Origin of the sequence: Planctomyces sp. SH-PL14 (genome assembly GCF_001610835.1) — a bacterium.
Lineage (GTDB): Bacteria > Planctomycetota > Planctomycetia > Planctomycetales > Planctomycetaceae > Planctomyces_A.
The window spans coordinates 5,332,518-5,353,399 of sequence record NZ_CP011270.1; the positions used below are offsets into that span (position 1 = coordinate 5,332,518).

Genomic DNA, 20,882 nt, shown 5'->3' on the forward strand with positions numbered 1-20,882 from the left:
ATCGTGAGCCCCGGCCCTGATCCTGCGAGGCATGTCATGCGACGCCAGTTGGCAGCGGTCCTGATGGTGGTCGGCACGCTGACGATCCTCGGTTGCGGCGATGGCGGCGGCAGGGGCGGTCGACGTGATGCCTGGGGGGAAGGGGTGCCCACACCGCTGCTCGAACCGTTCGCGGGGGCATGGAGGTGCAACGGGCCGGCGACATTGGCCGCTCGCGAGGCCGCGGGCCGCCCCGCCGAGGAAACCGCCCGGCTGCGCGAGCTCATCGAGAAGAACCCGGGGGTCCAACTGCTTCACGGGGACATCACGATCCGCGACAACCTGGCGATCGGGGCGGGGCTCCCGAGTTCGGAGTACCGGTTCTTCTCGCTGCATCGGCACGACCAGCAGGTCTGCGGGAAGGCCTGGCACCACGAAGACCGCTTCGATCCGGGGGACATGAGCAAGTCCTACGTCCGGCTGGAACTCGTCGACGGGCGGCTGCACTTCCGCTCTCGCATGCAGGACGGCCTCATCGATCTCAACGACCCGGACCTGAAGGAGACGCTCGCGGTCGAAGGGGACGCCGCCCGCTGCACCGCCGACAAGCCCCCCGGCGGCGACTGGAGCGAGTGGGAACTGCTGGTGTTTGATCGGAAGAAGTGACTGGACGATTTGGATTGCGCCGCGTCTTTGAAGGGCGGTTACCAGGTCGTGATCTGGCCGGTGCGCCGGAGCGGCTTTCCGTCGGCTCCCGCCAGCTTGACCTCTTCCTGAAGGTAGCCGCGGCGTTTGATGGCGAAGAGCGTTTCGTTGAGGACGCCGTCCCGCTTGTCGGCCTTGAGACGCTCGTAGACTTCCCCTGGAATGCGCTCGCCCCAGGTCATGACCTCGGACGTCCAGTTGGTCTCGCTGTTGGTGATGCGTCGGATCAGGAGCTGGCCGCGGGAGTTGTGAGCTTCAACGATCGCGTACCAGGCCGGTTCCCGCTCCTTGGCGGATGTCGCGGGATCGTTGTAATAGCGGTCGATCGCGCTCTTCTGATTGCGGCCGGTGACGATGTGGACTTCGTACTCCTCGTTGAGGTCGCGGCGGAGGGCGACGACCCGGGATTCAATCTGCTGGAGTTTGGCGGCGTCGTGCGCGGAGCGGGCGGCGGCGGCTTCGTTCTGGAGTTGCTCGACCGCGGTTCGGGCGTCGGGAGCGATCGCTTCGCTGTCGGCGAGCGTCAGCAGGCGGTCGAGGTTGGCGCTCGTTCGCTGCTCGACCCGCGTCTGGCGGGCGGCGGGGGTCATGGTGGGGACGGTGCGCCAGAGGGCGGTTCCCAGGAAGACGAGGCCCAGGAGTGTCCAGGTGAGCATCCAGCGGCGGACGTAGAGGTGGGCGAGGAGGACCTCAAACGAGAGGGGTGGGTCGCGGTAGGTGTGGAGGCTGGCGAAGTATTGATCGATTGCCTGGTCGACTTCGGCGGGGGTGAGTTGTTCGCCGGTGATCTCGGTGGAGGCGAGGAGTTTCTGTCGGAGGAGGGTGCGGGCTTCGGTGACGTTGAATTCGCGTTCGAGAGAGGCGCGTTCTTCGCGGAGGACGCGGGCGAGGTCCATGACGCGGAGCATTTCCGGCAGGGAGAGCTCGTCGGCGGGTTTGGTGGGTGCCGGCACGCGGGCGTTCCTTGGAGCAGCGGAGGGGGATGACGACGGCAGGCGGGTGAACGGAGGGAATCGTAGGGAGGATCATGGAGTTCCGGCCACGGTTCGCGGTCGCCGCTCGAGCACCGTCCTCGCCGGCACGACGTCTTAGCTCAAACCCAACGTGCTACGGCCACTGGGGTCAAGGGGGCCTCGCCCCCTTGCCGCCGGAGGCACTTCCATGAGGAACCGTGGTCAGCAACGGACGTCCCCTTTGTGGAACCGGCGCTCAGGACTCACCGCTCGCTTTGCAATCCCTGCGGGTTGGTGAAGGGGCATACGACACGTTGTTCGCGTTTGGACACGATCTCCTTCAGACATCTCTCGACAGGCCAGGCCTCCGGCGGGCAAAGGGGCGTTGCCCCTCTGCACTCCCCACCAGGGTCCCCCTGGACCCGGTTCTTCCTCTCTACCTTCCGTCTTCAGCCTTAAGCCTTCCGCCTCTCCCCCACTCACCGCATATCCAACGGATCCACATCAATGATGAACTCCACTCCCCCCTCCAACGTCACCTCCTTCTGCACCAGCCGCCACAACATCTGCAACGGCGGCAACGTCTCACTCGATAACTGCAAGTGATACCGATAATGCTTCTTGAGCTTCAGGATCGGCGCCGGCGCCGGCCCCAATATTCTCACCCGCTCCGGCAGCCCCTTCGCCCGCTCCTTGAACAAGTCCGCCACCCGCCGCGCCTCCGCCTGAACGATCGACTCCTCCGGACCTCGAAAAATGATTCGCGCCAAATGCGTGAACGGCGGTGCCAGCATGTCCTTCCGATGCTGCAGCTCCAGATTCGCAAACCCCAGATAGTCGTGCTTCGCCGCCTTCTGAATCACCGGCTCGTCCGGACTCGCCGACTGCACCAGCACCCTCCCCCCACGCTTCCCTCGACCCGTTCGCCCCGCCACTTGGGCGATGAGCTGAAACGTCCGCTCCGCCGACCGCAGGTCAGGCTGATGCAACAGCGTGTCGGCGTTGATCACTCCCACCAGCGTCACGTTCGGAAAGTCCAGCCCCTTGGCGATCATCTGCGTCCCGAGCAGGATGTCGATCTCCCCATGCCGGAACGCATCGAGAGCCTTGTCATGGCTCCCCGGCTTCTTCATCGAGTCGCTGTCCATGCGCAGCACCCGCGCATCGGGGAACTTCGCCTCCACCTCCTTCTCCAGCCGCTGCGTCCCCGTCCCCAGGTACTTCAGCCCCGGCATCCCGCACCCCGGACAAACCTCCGGCGCCGCGGTCTCATAGTCGCAGCTATGGCAGACCGCCCGCTTCCGGTCCTGATGCCAGGTCAGCGTGATGTCGCAGTCCGGACACTGAATCCCCTTCCCGCACCGCCCGCACCACAGGACCGGTGAATAACCGCGAAGGTTGAGGAACAGGATCACCTGCCCCTTGTCCTGCAGCGCCGCCCCGATGGCGACCCGCATCGCCCGCCCGATCGACTCCCCGCGCGTCACATGCGGATCGTTCCGCGTATCGACGACCACCACCGGCGGCAGCGGCCGCTGCTCGACGCGCCGCGGCAGCGACAGCAGCATCTCATGCTTCCGACGAGCCCGCAGCAGCGACTCCAGCGTCGGCGTCGCCGAACCCAGGATCAGTGGAATCTTCTCGACGCGGGCCCGCTCGCGGGCCACCTCCCGGGCGTGGTACCGCGGCGACGTCTGCTGTTTGAACGTCGTCTCGTGCTCCTCGTCGATGATGATCAGCCCCAGGTGCGGACAGGGAGCGAAGATCGCACTCCGCGCCCCCACGATCACCTGCACTTCGCCCTCGGCGATCCGCTGCCACTGCGCATGCCGCTCGGCATCGCTCAGATGACTGTGCAGCACTGCCACCGACGGAAACCGGCTGCGGAACCGGCGGATCGTCTGCGGGGTCAGGCTGATCTCCGGCACGAGGACGATCGCCTGCTTGCCATAACTCACGACCTCCCGGATCGCCTGGATGTAGACCTCGGTCTTGCCGCTCCCGGTCACACCGTGCAGCAGGACCGTCTCATGTCGCCCCTCCCGGATCAGCTTCAGGATCTCACCGAGAACGTGCTGCTGGTCCGCGTTGAGGTTGAGGTCAGTTTCGATCGTCACCGGTCCGATGTCGATCGCCGACGGCGTGGTCCGGCGCTTCACCGGGATGATGAGTCGCTTCTCACGAAGAGTCCGGATCGGTCCCGTCCCGCAGTCCGCCCGACGCGACAGCTCGTCGACCGCCAGCGGCTCGCCCGCGTGCAGCAGCACGTCGAGGATCCGCTTCTGCTTGGCGGGAAGGCTGAGCGCGTCGAGGCCGTTCTGAAGTTCGTGCGCCGCCTCGTAGCAGACGATCTCCCGCGTCCCCGCCTGCTTCTTCACCCCGGCCGGGACCACGCTCTCCAGCACCTGTCCCCAACTGCACAGGTATCGCTCGCCAATCCAGCGGGTCAGCTCCAGCATCGGCCGCGACAGCAGTGGCTCCCGGTCGAGGATCTCGAGGACCGTCTTGAGCCGCTTGCTCGTGGGGGCGGTCGGGGTGACGTCCACGCAGTAACCGACGGTCGGCTGGTCCCCCTTCCCGAACGGGACCCGGACCCGCTGCCCCGGCTGGATCAGGTCGCGGAGCTCCTGCGGCACGAGGTAGTGGAAGACGGTGTCGACTGGCCGGTTGATGACGATCGCGGCGACCAGCCGATCCTCCTCGGCCGCCCGCTCCCAGGGAGTCGGTTCGGGGGGAAGATCGAAGAGGTTGGGCTGGCGGGACACATAGGAAGGATAGCGGTCGAGGACGGACAGTCAGTAGGGGGCGCGGAGAGCGGGAGTGGCGGCGTGACGAATGCGGCGCCGCGAGGCGCAAGACGTCTCCGCTAATGCAAACAGCCAGGCCGGATGGGCCTGGCTGTCGCAATACGGTTCGCCACCGTCAACGTCACACTACTTCGGCGTCAGGACCGCCATGATGCTGCGGCCTTCCATGCGGGGGGGCGATTCCACCTTCGCCACGTCCGCCAGCTTCTCGATCATGCTCTTGAGCACTTCGCGGCCCAGGTCGTGGTGCGCGTTCTCGCGGCCACGGAACTGAATCGTCAGCTTGACCTTGTCCTTCTCGGCCAGGAACTCCCGCGCGTGCTTCACCTTGAAGTCGATGTCGTGCTCACCGATCTTCGGACGCAGGCGGATCTCCTTGATCTGCACCTGATGCGTCTTGGTGTTCTTGGCCGACTTCTTCTTCTGTTCGTACTTGAACTTGCCGTAGTCCAGGATCCGGCAGACGGGAGGCCGCTCCGTCGGGGCGACTTCCACGAGATCCAGCCCAGCGTCATAAGCCATTCGCAAAGCATCTACCGTGGGAATCACTCCGACCATGTCGTTGCTCTGATTCACCACGCGCACCGGCGTGATCCGGATCTGTTCATTGATCCGATGTGACGTTTCGATAGCCTGTTCTCCCTCTGTCTGGAAATGGAATTGTCGATACGTCCCCCGCCACACCCGTCCGGTGAGGTGTGCGGTTGACGCAACATGACACTCTCACGGCTTTTATCGTCTTTTTTGAGAAACGTCAACAATTTCTCAGGGACATCGCTCCTGACCCCGGTTTCGGCCGGGACTTCGTCCGGGCTTCCGTTGAACGGAGGAAGCCTGAACGACCCCGTCCGACGAGGCCAAGTTCGCCGCGGAACCGATCAATTCTTCGTGGCCTCCAGCGATTGTCCAGCCCCCTGAATTCCTGAACTTCGTCTCGGGCGGAGTGTCTCGCCTGAGCGGCGTCGACTATGTTCCCGAGACGGCGGCCGGCACTTTCTGCCGATGCTCGCATGTTGCTATCCCGTTTCCCCGTCTCCCTTTACCTCCCTCGCCATCCCCATGAGCCAGCGCACCGCGACGATCCAGCGCAAGACCGCCGAGACCGAGATTTCGCTCAGCCTGACGCTCGACGGGACGGGACAGGTCGACGTCCAGACCGGCGTCGGGTTCTTCGACCACATGCTGACGCTGCTCGGGAAGCATGGCCTCTTCGACCTGACGATTCGGGCGAAAGGCGATCTCGAGGTCGATGCGCACCACACTGTCGAGGACACCGGGATCTGTCTCGGGAAGGCGCTTCTCCAGGCGGTCGGGGACAAGAAGGGGATCAACCGTTACGGCAGCATGACCCTGCCGATGGAGGACACGCTCGTGACGTCGGCGGTCGACCTGAGCGGGCGGTTCTGGTTCATCGACAAGTTCGAGTTCCCGTCGGAGAAGATCGGGGAGTTCGACACGCAGCTTGTGGAGGTCTTCTGGCAGGCGGTGGCGGCGAACGCCCTGATGAACCTGCACGTCGTGCTGCACCATGGCCGCAACAGCCACCACATTTCGGAGGCGATCTTCAAGGCGACTGCTCGGGCTTTGCGGCAGGCGATCACGATCGACCCGCGGCAGACGGGGGTGCCGTCGTCGAAGGGCGTGCTCTGAGGCCGAGAGGGGGAAGAGGAGAGGGGCCACAGATGGACACAGATCAACACAGATAAGGGCAGGAGGGGGCGTCAGGAGCTGTACGCCCTCTGCCTCTGGGTTACTGAGCCGAAGACTCGGGGTCCAGGGGGTACCCCTGGTGGGGAGTGCAGAGGGGCAACGCCCCTTTGCCCGCCGGAGGCTGTCTCGTCGAGAGATGTCTGAAGGAGATCGTGTCCAAACGCGGACACCCTGCCGGATGCCCCCACATCAATCCGCGGGGATTGCAGGGCGAGTGGTGAGTCCGCAATGCCGCTGCCACAAAGCGGTCGTCCGTTGTGTCCCATGGGTCCTCAACGAAAATGCCTCCGGCGGCAAGGGGGCGAGGCCCCCTTGACCCCGGCTGCCGTGGCACGTTGGGTTTGAGCTATGGACGCTGCGCCGGCAAGTGCGGTTTGAGTCAGATCGGTGTCGCCCGGTAGAGCACATGCCGACAGAGTCGGTCGCCAGGCGCGATCGACGGATGGTCAAAGTCGTCCCGCGGGTCGTGCCGCATCCCGATCCGCTCCATGACGCGGCGTGAACGGAGATTGCACATCGCCGTCATCGAGACGACTTCCGGCAGTCGAAGCGGACCGAAGGCGTGGCTCAGGACCGCCCGGGCTCCCTCGGTGGCGAAGCCCTGTCCCCAGCACTCGGCGGCCAGTCGCCAGCCGATCTCGACGCATGGCGTGAAGTGAGCGGTGAACCGCGGAATCGCCAGCCCGATAAAGCCGGCGAAGGGGGTGATCCCCGACACCTCGACGGCCCACAGGCCGAAGCCGTGATCTGCGAAGTGCTGCTGAATGCGGCCCACCATCGCGTCGCTCTCCTCTCGGGAGAGCGGCTTCGGGAAGAACTCCATCACCCGGGGATCGGCGTTCAGGGCGGCAAAGGGCGCGAGATCCTCCGGACGCCACCGCCGCAGCATCAACCGCGGCGTCGTGATCTCGACGTCCGGTGCCGCCCATCCCCTCTCGGATCTGTGTCCATCTGTGTTCATCTGTGGCTAACTCTCTTCCGAAACGCCTCGCCGCGTCACCGTCCCCCAGCTCAGGCCGAACCGGGCGAGATATTTTCGTAGGCGGTCTGCGTCGTTGGGCATGGCTTTCTGTTTCCGCGAGACGGCGAACAGCGTTCGTCCCGCCTCGGAGAGCGAGGAGCACTGGCGGCAGACGCCGATGACCGCGGCAAGCTGGGCCCGGTCGAAGAGGTCGAGGGTCTCGATCTGGTCCGCGGTCAGGACCTCGTCCAGGCAGCCAGCATTCGTGTCGTCGTCCTGGCCTCCCCAGGCGGTTTGAAGCCGGCCAATCTCGTCGTCGACTTCCCGGATTGTCACCCGCCCCTGCTCGGCGAGCGTCGCCATGCGGGTCACGCAGGCGTTGAGGTCGCGAAAGTTGGCGGACCAAAGGGCCGCGGGGGACTCGGCGAAGGCGAGGAACCGGCGGCGGGCCTCCTTGTTGATCGTCACCTTCCGGCCGGTCGCCGAGGCGAAGCGTTCCAGCTCGTAGTCCAGGTTCGGCTCGATGTCTTCGCGGCGGTCCCGCAGGCCGGGGAGGCAAAAGGTCCAGAGGTTGATCCGGGCCAGGAGGTCTTCGCGAAAGGTCCGCTCGCGGACGCAGGCCCGCAGGTCGCGGTTGGTGCCGGCGATGAGCTGGAAGTTGCTGGCGACCTCGGTGTCGGAGCCGACGGGAAGAAACCGCTTCTCCTCGATCGCCCGCAGGAGCATCGCCTGCTCGTCGAGGCCAAGCTCGCCGATCTCGTCCAGAAACAGCAGCCCCTCGTTGGCGGACTGCAGCAAGCCGCGGCGGGCTCCAGCGGAACCGGTGAAGGCCCCCTTGGCGTGTCCGAAGAGGGCCGACATCGCCTGATCGCCCCGGAGTGTGGCGCAGTTCACCTCGACCATCTCGCCGCGGAGTTGCTCGCGCTGCCGCTTGAGCTCGTAGATCCGCCGCGCGAGCTGGGACTTGCCGGCCCCGGTGGGCCCGGTGATGAGGAGCGGGGCGGTGCTCGCGATCGCCACGACCTCGATCTGTTCGATCAGGGCGTTGAACCGCGCATTGCGGGTCTCGATCCCCGACTTGAGGAACGACCGGGCCTCTCGCCGCTCCTGCGAGAACCGTTTCGCGAGGGCGTCGTACTTCGAGAGGTCGAGGTCGATGATCCGGTATCGCCCGCCGCCGATCTGGTTTCGGGGCGGGGGGGAGGTCTGGACGAGCCGGGCCGGGATGTGGCGGGACTCGGCGAGGAGGAACAGGCAGATCTGTTCGACGTGGGTCCCGGTCGTGATGTGGACGAGGTAGTTCTCGTCCTCGACCCGGAACGGGTAGCGGCGGGCGAACTCGTGGAGGCGGCCGAAGACTTCGTCGAAGTCCCACGGGTCGGAGAGCGAGAGCTCGTGGACCTGGACTTTGGTTTCCGGGGCGACGACCGCGATGTCGCCGGCGACGAGGTCGGCCAGCTCCCGGTCGCGGGGGTCGTAGAGGAGCTCGAAGCGGTCGACGAGCAGTTCTTCGTGCTGGCAGAGGCTGACGCTCGGCCGCCAGCGGTGCCAGCGGTCTTCGCCGCGGCCGGAGTCGAGGTTGGTGCCCAGGATTCCGAGGAGGACGTTCCGCATCGGGTGTGTTCGCTGGAGGGTGGTCGAACCGCATACCTGCCGGCACGACGTTGTTTGCTCAAACCCAACGTGCCACGGCCACTGGGGTCAAGGGGGCCTCGCCCCCTTGCCGCCGGAGGCACTTCCATGAGGAACCGTGGGGCACAACGGACTTCCGCTTTGTGGAACCGGCGTTGAGGACTCACCGCTCCCTTTGCACTCCCCGCGGGTTGGTGAGGGGGCATCCGGCACGGCGTCCGCGCTTGGACACGCCCTCCTTCAGACATCTCTCGACGAGACAAGCCTCCGGCGGGCAAGAGGCATTCTGCCCCCTGCACCCCCTGACCAGGGTGCCCCTGGACCCGGTTGGCCAGGCTTGGGGTGAACACCAATCGGCGAATGGAACCATTCCGTGTCGGCCGAGACTTAGGATAACACGTGCGATACGGAAAGATAAACAGGATATCAAAAGATTATTTCCGTTGGCATGGTGAACCGCCGGCCGTATCACCCGCCTGTGCCTCTAATCATGAATTGAAAAGGAGTTACAGAAATCCACCCGTTAGGATTCATCGAATGGCACGCGACGAGCTTTCTCCTGATCCCATCAAACCACAAGCAGTTGTTGTGAGGAGAACCCGATGGCCAGCAAGTCCCTGTTCCAGTCGATTCGCGGAAAACTGCTCCCCAAGACAGACGCCGTCAACGAGACGGGAGCGGCCGCCTACGCCCTCGAGCCGACCCAGGCTCTCGCCCACTTTGCCGCGACCGGCTGCCTGAACGCGACGTTCTACGCCGGAGCCGAAGCACAGCTCGATCAGGTCCTGAAGCTCTGCGAAAAAGTCCCGCCGGAATTCATCGCCCGCGTGGCCCTCTTCGCCCGGAACCGCGGCTACATGAAGGACATGCCGGCCCTGCTGTGCGCCGTCCTCTCCGTGAAGTCGCCCGGCCTCCTGGCGGAGATCTTCGATCGCGTGATCGACTCCCCCAAGATGCTCCGGAACTTCGTCCAGATCATGCGGTCAGGAGCCGTCGGCCGGAAGAGCCTTGGAACGCTCCCCAAGCGGCTCGTTCTTCAATGGCTGGAGAACCGCTCGGACGAGCAACTGTTCACCGGCTCGGTCGGCAACGATCCGTCGCTGGCGGACGTGATCAAGATGGTCCACCCCAAGCCGGCGTCCCCCTCGCGGGCGGCGCTGTACGGATACCTCCTGGGCAAGGACCACGACGCCGAGGCGTTGCCGGACCTCATCCGCGAGTACGAGAAATTCCGGCGGAACACGAACCCCGGCAAGGTGCCGGTGCCGAATGTGCCGTTCCAACTCCTGACCAGCCTCCCCCTCGTGGAGAAGGACTGGAAGGAGATCGCCCGGAACGGCTCGTGGCAGATGACCCGGATGAACCTGAACACGTTTCAGCGACACCGTGTCTTCGCGGATGACGACCTTGTGAAGCTCATCGCCAACCGCCTGCGGAACGAGCGGCTGATCAAGGAGGCGAAGGTTTTCCCCTATCAGCTCATGGCCGCCCACCGGAACATCTGGAGTGAGATCCCCTGGGCGATCAGCGAGGCGCTGCAGGACGCAATGGAGATCGCGATCAGCAACGTGCCGCACCTCCCCGGCAAGGTGTATGTGTTCCCGGACATCTCGGGTTCGATGCACTCGCCGGTGACCGGTCAGCGGGGGAACGGCGGCGGAACGTCGAAGGTCCGGTGCGTGGACGTCGCGGCCCTCGTGGCGGCGGCGATCCTGCGGCGGAACCCCACGGCGGAAGTCATTCCGTTCGAGTCCGACGTCGTGACCTGCAAGCTCAACCCGCGGGACTCGGTGATGACGAACGCCGAGCGGCTGTCGTCGCTCCCCTGCGGGGGAACGAACTGCAGCGCTCCGCTGCGGCACCTCAACGCCCGCAAGGCGAAGGGGGACCTGCTCGTCTACGTTTCGGACAACGAGTCTTGGCTGGACTCGCCGCACTACGGCCGGTTCGGCGGCGGCGCGACCGAGACGGTCCGGGAATGGCAGCAGTTCCAGTCCCGCAGCCCCGGAGCGAAGATGATCTGCATCGACATCCAGCCCTACGCGACCGTGCAGGCCCCCGACCGAACGGCCGGGGACATCACGAACGTAGCGGGCTTCAGTGACCAGGTCTTCCAGCTCATCGCGGACATCGCGACGACCGGACCCGACCGGGAGCACTGGACCCGCCAGATCGAGCAGATGAAGTTGTGAGGGAGTCGTCAGTGATCAGTTTTCAGTTGTCAGTCCGGAGGACTCCCTCTGGCTGACGACTGAGAACTGAAAACTGACAACTCCACCGAATCCACGCCGAATGCCAGTGGGACTACATAACCGTAGTGTTGCGGGTTCGAATCCCGTCACGCTTCGCAAGAGGCGTGTAGCTCAATCCGGTTAGAGCATACGACCCTTGTCTCACGATTCCTTGTCGGTGCGGTTTTCGATCATCGACCACAGACCAACCCACAGAGGCGGGCAACGCGGTTCGAATGCTGTTGGGACTACATTTTCTCAATGTGCGCGTCTCAGCAAACCCCTCGTCGAACCGCGTCTCCGTCCGCACGTGCCATTGAACATCGATCCACATCCGTGAATGCCGTTGGGAGTACATGGTTCCGCCGGTTCAACTCCGGTAACCGCGCAAGCGGCTTCTCTCAGCACCTCTTGTCACGGATGTTTTGAACACGGTTTCCTTTCGAGTCCCTTTCCCCGGAGCGAACATCCCTCGTCACGAATGCAGATGGAACTACATGGTTAAGGACCCGGAAGTCGTGGGTTCGAGTCCCACCGGCTCCACTCTCGTGAGCTGTCGATCGACAGCTCTTCAGGGGCCGTAGCTCAGTGGCCAGAGCGCCGTAAACGTTTCGTCGATCCTCGTCGTGACTGAGGATGTTCGCTCCCGCGAGATAGACTGTCAGCCCAAGCACCTTCGACCCCCAAGCCCCATCCGGAAGGAAAATCCCTCATCACGAATGCGGACGGAACTACATGGTCTCCAAAACCCGAGGTCGTGGGTTCGAATCCCACCGGCTCCACTTTCGAGTTCTCACTCGGAGCCGTAGCTCAGCCTGGTAGAGCGCGAAAACGTTTCGTCAATTCTTGTCGTGATGACGGATCTTCATTCCTCTGATCAAACCCTTCTCAATCATGCTTCCTGAAACCATTGTCCCCACGGGGGACGCAACAGCTCTCCTTCCCACGGGGACGAAAGTTCCGCCCATCACGGTCATCGGCACCGAGGCGATCCGCGGGACCTTTGACGAAAAATGCCTCCAGCAGGCGATCAACTCCCGGCTTGCTCCGGGGGTCACGGATCTGGTCCTCAATCCCGATGCCCACTGCGGCTACGGGGCGCCGGTCGGGTGCGTGCTGGTCTCGCCTTCGCACGTCTATCCGGGGCCGGTCGGTGTCGACATCAAGTGCTCGATGAGCCTCCTGCAGCTCGACCTGCCGGCCGATCAGATCATCGACCGGCCGACCCGGCGGGCGATCATCAACGCCATCTGCGAGCGAACGCCGACCGGCGCCGGACGCGGACAGCGGCACGCCAAGAAGTCCCGCTTCGTCGATGAAACGCTCGGCCGCCAGGCGGTGATCGAAGGAGCCTCGGAGTCGGTCTGCACCCAGCTCGGGATTCCGCCCGAGTGGGCGACCCGCTGCGAGGACTCGTTCCACGTCGGACATGACGGCACGGCGGACGCGCTCGGCCAGCGACTCCAGGGACATCTCGACGGCGGGTTCTTCCGGAACTTCGCCGACAAGATCAACCAGCTCGGCTCGTACGGCGGCGGCAACCACTTCGGCGAGTGCGAAGTGGTCCAGATCGCCGACAACGACCGGGCGCGGACGGCGGCCGAGGTCTTCGGCCTGCGGGACGGGAAGGTCGCGTTCCTGTCGCACTGCGGTTCGCGGGGGATCGGACATAACCTTGCCAGCGGGCAGTTCAAGTCGCTCCAGGCCAAGTTCGAGAACTGGAGCATCCCGCTTCCCGGCGAGGACCGGGAGCTCGTCTACGCCCCGCTCGGCACCCCCGAGGCGGACGCGTACCTGGACGACATGGCCCTCGGGGCGAACTTCGCCACGATCAATCACCTCCTGATCAACGCCCTCGTGCTCGAGGCGTTTCAGGAAGTGATCCCCGGCGTGACGGGGGAGCTGGTGTACTTCATCAGCCACAACATCGCCCGGCAGGAGATCGTCGGGAACCGGCTGTCGTGGGTGCACCGGAAGGGCTCGACGCGGGCCTTCCCGGGCGGCCATCCGGCGCTGAAGGGGACGCTCTACGAGTCGACCGGGCATCCGATCCTGCTGCCCGGGAACCCGCAGGCGGGATCGTGTGTCATGGTGGCGGACGACGGGGCGGCGCTGAGCTGCTACAGCGTGAACCACGGAGCCGGACGGGTCCTGGGGCGCAAGCGGGCGATCCGCGAACTGGACCAGCGAAGCATCGACCAGTCGTTCGACGAGCAGGACATCCTGACGAACTGCCGGACCTATCCAAAGGATGAGGCCCCGGCGGCTTACAAGGATTTCAACGAGGTCCTGCGGTCGGTGAACCAGGCGGGCCTCGCGACCGAAGTCGCGCGGCTCAAGGCCCGGTTCGTCATCAAGGATGGCGACCAGGCGGACGACTGACCGACAGGTTGGGCAGTTGAAGATTAAACACCAAGGCACCAAGGTGGCACCAAGAACACCAAGGATTCTCTTCGGGAAACCTTTGTGGCCTTTGTGCCACCTTGGTGCCTTGGTGTTTAACTTCCTATGGAGGTGATTGATGGGCGCTGAGTTGGTGACGATCGACGGATCCCAGGGGGAAGGGGGCGGGCAGATCCTGCGCTCGACTCTGGCTCTCTCGCTCGTCACGCGGCGGCCCGTCCGGATCGAGAACATCCGCGCCGGTCGGCCCAAGCCCGGTCTGATGCGGCAGCACCTGACCGCGGTGCAGGCGGCGGCGCGGATCGGATCGGCCGAGGTCACCGGCGCGGAGATCGGCTCCAAGGCGCTCACGTTCGTACCGCAGACGGTCACGCCGGGACGCTACACGTTCAGCGTCGGGACGGCGGGGAGCGCGACGCTCGTCCTCCAGACCGTTCTGCCCGCGCTCATGATCGCCGACGGGCCGTCGCAACTGACGCTCGAAGGGGGGACTCACAACCAGTGGGCGCCGACCTTCGAGTTCCTGAAGCACGCCTATCTGCCGATCGTCAGCCGGATGGGGCCGAAGGTGACCGCTGCGCTCGAACGCCACGGCTTTCACCCGGCGGGGGGCGGGCGGTTCCAGGTCGAGATCGAGCCGGTCCCGCGGCTGAAGCCGCTCGATCTTCTCGAACGGGGCGAGCTGAAGAACCGGTCGGCCTCGGCGGTCGTGGCGAACCTTCCCGGGCATATTGGCGACCGCGAGGTGACGACGATCCTGGACCGGCTGAACTGGCCTCCGACGAACAGTCTCGTCGAGGTCGTTCCGGCTCACGGGCCGGGGAACGTCGTCTTTGCGACGCTGGAGTATGAGCACGTCACCGAGGTCTTTACGGGCTTCGGGCGGGTCGGGGCGAGCGCGGAGCATGTCGCGAACGAGGTGGTCCGGGATGTCCGGAACTACCTCCGGAGCGAGACGCCGGTCGGTCATTACCTGGCGGACCAGATCCTGCTGCCGCAGGGGCTCTGTGCGTATCAGTCCCGGCTCGATGGTGAGCCCGGTCGTTCGTCGTTTGCGACGGGACCGCTGACCCGCCACGGCATCACGCACATCGAGATCCTCCGCAAGCTGCTCGATCTGCAGATCACGGTGGAGGACCGTCCCGACCGGGCGCTCCACGTCGTCACGGTCGGTCCGTAGCGCCCCGTCTTCGCGCGCGAGCCTCCGGGGGCCGTGCTGGCCGCGCCCGCGGGACCACCTTGAGGCGGCGGCGTGCACCGGCCTCAGGCGCTACTCTGCCCTTACGGAGCGATGGAGCGCCCAGGTGCACGTCATGCAGCCCAGGAAGGCCAGCAGCAGCCACCAGCCCGGAGGGATGGGCGTTCCCAGGATGAGCAGCCCGGCGAGGGCGAGACCGGCTTGCCCGGCCCAGACCGAGGCGAGGTTCGGCGCCGAACCGTGCGGCTGATCCCGCAGGCGGGCCGCGGAAAGCGGGAGAACGAGCGAGAGCAGGACAACTCCGGCGAGGGTGAAGCTGATCGTCGGGTCCATCGGGCACCTCCACGAGACAACGTTCGAGGCCGTGGCGATTGGGTGTCAACCGGCGGGGACACGAGCCTGCGCTGGAAGCACCGTTCTCTATCAGTCTGACCGGCTCCGCCGCGGACCGTCAAACAGAATCCGGCCGCCCGGCTCCCGCGCTTCGCATTCGTGTCGGTCCTGTTTCAGGAAAACAGCCGCCGTTCGCGCGTGTGCTCGCGGACAGCTTTCGCGAGTTTCCGTCCGGTCATCGACAGCGGGACGTCGTCAATCTCCTGGAGCGTCACCCACCGCAGACCGGAATCGTCGGCGAACGTCGCCGGCTTGGCCGCACTCGCGGCGGTGAAGCAAAGGAGCCGGATCCGATACCGCGTGACGCCGTGGCGGATGTCTGTCAGGTGCGCCCAGTCGCGGCCGGCGAGGCCGACATTCTCCTTCAACCAGTCGCCAAGCGTGCCGATTGCCACCCGGTGCAGGGCGGCGTCCGACGCGGCGCCGCCGGCTTCGAGCGTCACCCGCGGGAAGTCCCACAGGCCGGCCCAGCGCTCCTCCGGGCCGCGGCGGCGGATGAGGACGCGGTCGCCCGACGAGACGACGACGGTCGCATCGATGACGTCGGTGAGTTCGGGCCGTTTGGCCTTCACGGGGATCTCGGCCTGGGTTCCTTCGGCGAAGGCGCGGCAGGAGGTCTTGAGGGGGCAGGCGGGGCAGTCCGGATCGGCGGGGCGGCAGATGGTCGCTCCGAGGTCCATGACGGCGTGGTTGAAGGCGCCGCTCTCATCGCGCGGGAGGATCCGTTCGGCGAAGGTCCAGAGGAGGGTTTGGCCTTCCTTGGAGCGAGGGTCGCCGCGGTAGCCGAGGAGGCGGCTGTAGAGGCGGAGGGTGTTGGCTTCGACGATCGGGGCGCGGGTGTCGTAGGCGAAGGAGGCGATGGCGCCGGCGGTGTAGCGGCCGACACCGGGGAGGGACATCAGGGTTTCGACGTCCTCGGGGAAGGTGCCATTGAAGCGGGTGACGATTTCCTTGGCGGCGCGGTGGAGGTTGCGGGCGCGGCTGTAGTAGCCGAGTCCTTCCCAGAGTCGGAGGACGTCGTCTTCGGGGGCCTGGGCGAGGTCGTGGAGAGTGGGGAGCCGATCGAGGAACCGCGCGAAGTAGGGTTTGACGGCGGCGACGGTGGTTTGCTGGAGCATCGCCTCGCTGATCCAGATGCGGTACGGATCGCGGTTTTCGCGCCAGGGGAGGTCGCGTCCGTGGGTGGCGTACCAGCGGAGGACGGCGGTTCGCAGTCGTCGGAGTCGGGGTGTGTCGAACCAGTCCAGTTCGGTGGGGGGCATGGTGGTCGGCATGATGCTGAAGCAAGGATGTCATTGCCACATCACGCCCCAAAGAACCGGGGTCCAGGGGGCAACCCCTGGTGGGGAGTGCAGAGGGGCAACGCCCCTTTGCCCGCCGGAGGCCTGGCCGTCGAGAGATGTCTGAAGGAGTGCGTGTCCAAGCGCGGACAACGTGCCGGATGCCCCCTCACATCAAGACGCGGGGATTGCAAAGCGAGCGGTGCAGGTTGAGGGAGTCCTCAACGCTGGTCCACAAAAGGGACATCCGTTGTGTCCCAAGGTTCCTCACAGGAGTGCCTCCGGCGGCAAGGGGGTGAGACCCCCTTGACCCCGGTTGCCGTCGCACGTTGGGTTTGAGCTATCGACGCTTTGTCGGCAAGAACGGCTACCGCGGTGGAACCAGCAGCGGCGGCGTTCCCGCACTCGGCACCGGGGACGGAGCGACCGGAATCGGCAACTCCACACCCGATCCATTCGCCGGCGTCGGCTGCGGCTCCGCCGGCGTCGGAACCGGAATCGTCGAACCACCCCGATTGCCCGGCGCCGCAGGCGTCGGCAACGCCGGCACCTGCGGAACCGTCGAAGGCATCGGAGCCGGCGGCAACGGATTGCCGTTGCCCGGCGCAATCCCATTCAACTGCGGCTGCGGCGGCACTGGAACATTCCCCCGCGGCATCACCGGATCCGACAGGTTCCGCGGACCCAGCAGCCCCCCATTGTTGTTCGGAGCCGCCGGAATCGGAGCGGGTGTCGTCGCCGCCGGCACATTCGCCGGAGGATTCAGGAACGCCGTCAGCCCAGGTGTCCCCCCACCAAACTTCGACGCCGCCTCGAGAATCTCCCGGGACCGCGGATCGTTGTCGAGGTGCATCATCACGCCGAGCAGGAAGAGCCGCTTGGCGTCGCGGACGTCATTGTTCGCCCACTGCACCACCGACTCCTTCAGCTGCTCCTTCCCCAGCCGGTTCTCCACACCGAGGACATCGTCGAGCTTCGCCGCCCGCCACGGCAGCCCCGGATCGAGCGCCGCCGCCTCTTCAAAGGTGTTCGCCGCCTCGACCAGCCGCCCCTTCCCGATGAAGGCGATCGCCAGCCGGAAATAGGGATCGGGAATGTCCGGCGCGGCTTCGATCGCCTTCTCATAGGCCTGGGCGGCGTTGGAGTACCGCAACGCCCGCATCTGCTGATCCCCCATATCCTGCAGCCGCAGCGCCCGGAGCTGCGCGTCGGGTGTTGAGGGCTTCACAAGCTGAGGATGCGTCTGGACATTCGGCCGGACGTTCAGTGGATCGCGGCCGATCGTCCGTCCCGCCTGACCGGGATCGGTCATCGCCGGGCTGAACGAGCCCGACGGAGCCGGAGCCCGCTCGATCGTGTTCCCGAACTGCGGATAGACATAAGGAGAGGTGACGCCGTACCCGTACGGAACGCCATAGCCGTACCCGTAGGGGACTCCATACCCGTACCCGCCGTATCCCACCCCTTCCGGGTTGCCGTACTGGTCGATGTAGAGCGGCGGGTAGATCACCGGGCCGCCGTAGGACGGGCCGCTGTAGACCGAGAGCCCCGGACCGTAGAACGAGGAGCTCGCGCCGTAATAGGTCCCGCCGGAGCCGACCGAGAAGCTGAAGCCCGGCCCGTAGCCAAAGCTCCCGCCGTGGTAATGGTTGTGACCGCCAAAGCCGCCGCGTCCGCCGTGGTAGTGATACGGATCGGCCTGTGCGGTCGGACCGGAAAGGGCACCACCGGCCAAGGCCAACGCCAGTGCCACGCGACGCACCGACTTCCAAGCAAAGGACATCATTTCTCTTCACTCCGGGCCCGGCGGCGCGGCGATCGAAAGACCGCCCCACCTTCCTCAATTCCACCCTCGCGGGGGCAGCGAGTCAACTGGGATCAATTTGACTCCGTCGGAAATCCATTGACGTTCGTTGATCGCAGCGGTTTGACCGGGCGCGCGGGCAGGTCTATTCTCGATGTCGGCTTCGGGTCCGGACGTCCCGGTTTCGAGGCCGCCGCCTGGTCCCCCGCCGTTTTTCTACCTGCCTGGGAGCTCCTGCATGCGCCGTCTGACTCAACTGGCCTCCGTGGCCGCCGCTCTGCTGTGCTTCGCCGCCCCCGCCTCCAAGCTTCATGCCGAAGACGTCAAGGTGGGCGACAAGGCCCCGGTCTTCTCCGCCAAGGACGACACGGGCAAGGAATGGAAGTCGGCCGATCACGTCGGCAAGAAGATCGTCGTCGTCTACTTCTACCCGGCCGACTGCACCGGCGGCTGCACCAAGCAGGCGATCGGCTTCACCAAGGACGCCAAGACCCTCGCCGACATGAACGTGGAAGTCGTCGGCGTGAGCGGCGACTCGGTCAGCAACCACCAGCTGTTCAAGAAGAAGGAATCGCTCGGCATCACCCTCCTGGCGGACGAAGACGGCAAAGTGGCGGAGGCCTTCGGCGTCCCGTTCGCTGCTGGTGAGAAGTCGGTCAAGGTGCCGGTCAACGGCAAGGAAGAGACGCTGATCCGCGGCGGCACCGCCCAGCGGTGGACGTTCATCATCGGCAAGGACGGCAAGATCGCCCACAAGAACGACATGGTGAAGGCGGCCGACGACAGCGCGAACGTGATCTCGGTCGTCAAGACGCTGAAGTAGCGGCAGGCGGTCTGCGAGAAGGAATTCCAGGTCGGTCGGTTCCCGGAACCGGCCGACCTTCTTCGTGTTGGGTTTGAGGGTTAAACACCAAGACACCAAGGAAGAAAGCCGCACCACACTAGCCCGAAGCGCAAGCGAGGGAACCCGATTCCGCCCCTCGCTTGCGCTTCGGGCTAGTGTGACGATCTCTTGGTGCCTCCTTTGTGTCTTGGTGTTTCACCCTGTCAGGAACGGAGTGGACAATGGCTTCTCTGCGACAGATGGCGCTGGCCGGTCTCATGGGCTTCGGTCTGGCTTCGCCGGCCTTCGCCGCCGTTGAGCCGGCGGTGCTTCAGGCGGAGGCGGCCCGCGTTCAGGTCGTCAAGGAGATGTGCCCGACCGTCGTCGCCATCTTCGACGCCGGCGCCAAGGGAGGGGGCTCGGGAGTCCTGGTCTCGAACGACGGCTTTGCCGTGACGAACTTCCACGTCGTGGGCGAGCTCGGCGGGTTCATGAAGTGCGGGCTGAACGACGGCAAGGTGTACGACGCCGTCCTCGTCGGGATCGATCCGACCGGCGACGTGGCCCTCATCAAGCTCCTCGGGCGCGACGACTTCCCCGCGGCGAAGATCGGCAACAGCGACGAGCTCCAGCCCGGCGACTGGGCGTGGGTCATCGGCAACCCCTTCCTCCTGGCGACCGACTTCCAGCCGACCGTGACCTACGGGATCGTCAGCGGGACGCACCGCTACCAGTACCCCGCGGGGACGTTCCTCGAATATACGGACTGCATCCAGATCGACGCCTCGATCAACCCCGGCAACTCCGGCGGACCGCTCTTCAACTCCAAGGGGGAACTGGTCGGGATCAACGGCCGCGGGTCGTTCGAGAAGCGGGGGCGGGTCAACGTCGGGGTCGGGTACGCGATCTCGATCAACCAGGTGATGCACTTCATCGACCACCTCAAGAGCGGCCGGGTCGTCGACCACGCCACACTCGGTGCGACCGTCCAGACGAATGCCGAAGGGGACGTGATCATCGCCAACATCCTCGAGCAGTCGGAGGCGTACCGCCGCGGGCTGCGTTCGGGGGATGAGCTCGTGACCTTCGCCGGCCGGCCGATCCGGAGCGTGAACCAGTTCAAGAACATCCTCGGGATCTACCCCAAGGGGTGGCGGCTGCCGATCTCGTACACGCGCGACGGGCAGAAGACCGACACCGTCGTCCGGCTGCGGGCGCTGCACCGCAACGCCGAGCTCAATCCGGCCGGTGAAGAGCCCAAGCCGCCGCAGCCGCCGCAGCCGGATCCGGAGAAGAAGCCGAAGGAGAACCCGCTCGATCCGCATGGCGAGGCGAAGAACCCGCCGCCGGAGAAGTACAAGCACCTCTATGAGGAGAAGGCGGGGTACGCCAACTTCTACTTCAACCGGATCGCCCGCGACCGGCTGATGGCTTCGGTCAAGGGGTGGGGGGAGTACAAAGGGGCGGCGGGTGCGTGGACGTTTGCGGGGAAGCAGAATGGCAAGGTCGACCTGCAGCTCAAGCTGACCGATGCCGCGGTGGGTCTGAAGAGCGGGATGGAGGCGGTCGTGATGCCGCTGAATGTCGATCCGACGGCGGACCCGCCGGGGTCGGGGGGGCTGCTGCTGGCGTTTGCCCATCTGCGGCAGTTGCTGCTCGATCCGGAGGGGTTCACGGAGTTCTATTATCTGGGGAGCGAGCCGTTCGACGGGACGGGGCCGATGGTGGACGTGCTGGTGACGACGCGGGGGCTGACGACGACGCGGTGGTACTTCGCGCGACCGGAGCCGCGGCTGCTCGGCTGGGACACGTCGGTGGAGGAGGATCTCGATGAGTGCGAGATCCGGATTGCCGAGATGGGGACCCTGGCGGCGCGGCAGTTCCCGCGTGCGTTCACGGTGACAAGTGGCGGGAAGCCCTACGCGGAGATCAAGCTGGAATCCGCGGACTGGGGCGGAAAGTGAACAGGGTGCGGGCGGGTCGTTAAACACCAAGGCACCAAG

General features: G+C 65.5%; 15 protein-coding genes. 7 read left to right on the forward strand and 8 right to left on the reverse strand.

Features of this window, described 5'->3' with window-relative positions:
- Nucleotides 1-36: 36 nt before the first annotated feature.
- Nucleotides 37-645, forward strand: a complete 609-nt coding sequence (locus tag VT03_RS20315) for a hypothetical protein (RefSeq protein ID WP_156514644.1) — start codon at nucleotides 37-39, stop codon at nucleotides 643-645.
- 38 nt (nucleotides 646-683) lie between these two features.
- On the opposite strand, the gene VT03_RS20320 is transcribed toward VT03_RS20315, so the two are convergent.
- The 3 genes from VT03_RS20320 to infC all read right to left on the reverse strand — a co-directional run bounded on the left by VT03_RS20320 (nucleotide 684) and on the right by infC (nucleotide 5,128).
- Complete coding sequence (locus VT03_RS20320; RefSeq protein ID WP_075094681.1) at nucleotides 684-1,637, reverse strand: DUF6384 family protein; 954 nt, start codon at nucleotides 1,635-1,637, stop codon at nucleotides 684-686.
- Nucleotides 1,638-2,116: 479 nt separating this feature from the next.
- Nucleotides 2,117-4,402 carry a primosomal protein N' gene (gene priA, locus VT03_RS20325; RefSeq protein WP_075094682.1) on the reverse strand — a complete coding sequence of 762 codons (2,286 nt, stop codon included), beginning with the start codon at nucleotides 4,400-4,402 and terminating at the stop codon, nucleotides 2,117-2,119.
- A 168-nt stretch (nucleotides 4,403-4,570) separates the two neighbouring features.
- On the reverse strand, nucleotides 4,571-5,128 hold the full coding sequence (gene infC, locus VT03_RS20330; RefSeq protein ID WP_255378404.1) for a translation initiation factor IF-3: 558 nt from the start codon (nucleotides 5,126-5,128) through the stop codon (nucleotides 4,571-4,573).
- A 375-nt stretch (nucleotides 5,129-5,503) separates the two neighbouring features.
- Here infC and hisB point away from each other — a divergent pair, with 375 nt between their 5' ends.
- Nucleotides 5,504-6,094 carry an imidazoleglycerol-phosphate dehydratase HisB gene (gene hisB, locus VT03_RS20335; protein WP_075094683.1) on the forward strand — a complete coding sequence of 197 codons (591 nt, stop codon included), beginning with the start codon at nucleotides 5,504-5,506 and terminating at the stop codon, nucleotides 6,092-6,094.
- Between the two features lie 439 nt (nucleotides 6,095-6,533).
- On the opposite strand, the gene VT03_RS20340 is transcribed toward hisB, so the two are convergent.
- The gene (locus VT03_RS20340; protein WP_156514645.1) at nucleotides 6,534-7,115 is read right to left on the reverse strand and encodes a GNAT family N-acetyltransferase; all 582 of its coding nucleotides are present in this window, start codon (nucleotides 7,113-7,115) and stop codon (nucleotides 6,534-6,536) included.
- 6 nt (nucleotides 7,116-7,121) lie between these two features.
- Complete coding sequence (gene rtcR / locus VT03_RS20345) at nucleotides 7,122-8,729, reverse strand: RNA repair transcriptional activator RtcR (protein ID WP_075094684.1); 1,608 nt, start codon at nucleotides 8,727-8,729, stop codon at nucleotides 7,122-7,124.
- A gap of 620 nt (nucleotides 8,730-9,349) precedes the next feature.
- On the opposite strand from rtcR, the gene VT03_RS20350 reads away from it, so the two are divergent.
- The 3 genes from VT03_RS20350 (at nucleotide 9,350) to rtcA (ending at nucleotide 14,561) form a co-directional block, all read left to right on the forward strand.
- Nucleotides 9,350-10,939, forward strand: coding sequence for a vWA domain-containing protein (locus VT03_RS20350; RefSeq protein ID WP_075094685.1), 1,590 nt, complete (start codon nucleotides 9,350-9,352; stop codon nucleotides 10,937-10,939).
- A 933-nt stretch (nucleotides 10,940-11,872) separates the two neighbouring features.
- Nucleotides 11,873-13,360: an RtcB family protein gene (locus tag VT03_RS20355; RefSeq protein ID WP_075094686.1), complete on the forward strand. Its 1,488-nt coding sequence runs from the start codon at nucleotides 11,873-11,875 to the stop codon at nucleotides 13,358-13,360.
- Between the two features lie 151 nt (nucleotides 13,361-13,511).
- Entirely contained in the window at nucleotides 13,512-14,561 is a 1,050-nt protein-coding gene (gene rtcA / locus VT03_RS20360; protein WP_075097209.1) for an RNA 3'-terminal phosphate cyclase, read from the forward strand.
- A gap of 90 nt (nucleotides 14,562-14,651) precedes the next feature.
- Here rtcA and VT03_RS20365 read toward each other — a convergent pair whose 3' ends face one another.
- The 3 genes from VT03_RS20365 to VT03_RS34295 all read right to left on the reverse strand — a co-directional run bounded on the left by VT03_RS20365 (nucleotide 14,652) and on the right by VT03_RS34295 (nucleotide 18,038).
- Entirely contained in the window at nucleotides 14,652-14,912 is a 261-nt protein-coding gene (locus tag VT03_RS20365; protein WP_075094687.1) for a hypothetical protein, read from the reverse strand.
- 173 nt (nucleotides 14,913-15,085) lie between these two features.
- Nucleotides 15,086-16,246 (reverse strand): A/G-specific adenine glycosylase, encoded by a 1,161-nt coding sequence (mutY, locus tag VT03_RS20370; protein WP_231870485.1) that lies wholly within the window; start codon nucleotides 16,244-16,246, stop codon nucleotides 15,086-15,088.
- A gap of 373 nt (nucleotides 16,247-16,619) precedes the next feature.
- Nucleotides 16,620-18,038 carry a tetratricopeptide repeat protein gene (locus tag VT03_RS34295; RefSeq protein ID WP_075094688.1) on the reverse strand — a complete coding sequence of 473 codons (1,419 nt, stop codon included), beginning with the start codon at nucleotides 18,036-18,038 and terminating at the stop codon, nucleotides 16,620-16,622.
- Nucleotides 18,039-18,294: 256 nt separating this feature from the next.
- Between VT03_RS34295 and VT03_RS20380 the strand changes: the two genes are divergently transcribed.
- Complete coding sequence (locus VT03_RS20380) at nucleotides 18,295-18,879, forward strand: peroxiredoxin (RefSeq protein WP_082846382.1); 585 nt, start codon at nucleotides 18,295-18,297, stop codon at nucleotides 18,877-18,879.
- A 242-nt stretch (nucleotides 18,880-19,121) separates the two neighbouring features.
- The gene (locus VT03_RS20385; protein ID WP_231870486.1) at nucleotides 19,122-20,843 is read left to right on the forward strand and encodes a S1C family serine protease; all 1,722 of its coding nucleotides are present in this window, start codon (nucleotides 19,122-19,124) and stop codon (nucleotides 20,841-20,843) included.
- Nucleotides 20,844-20,882: the final 39 nt, after the last annotated feature.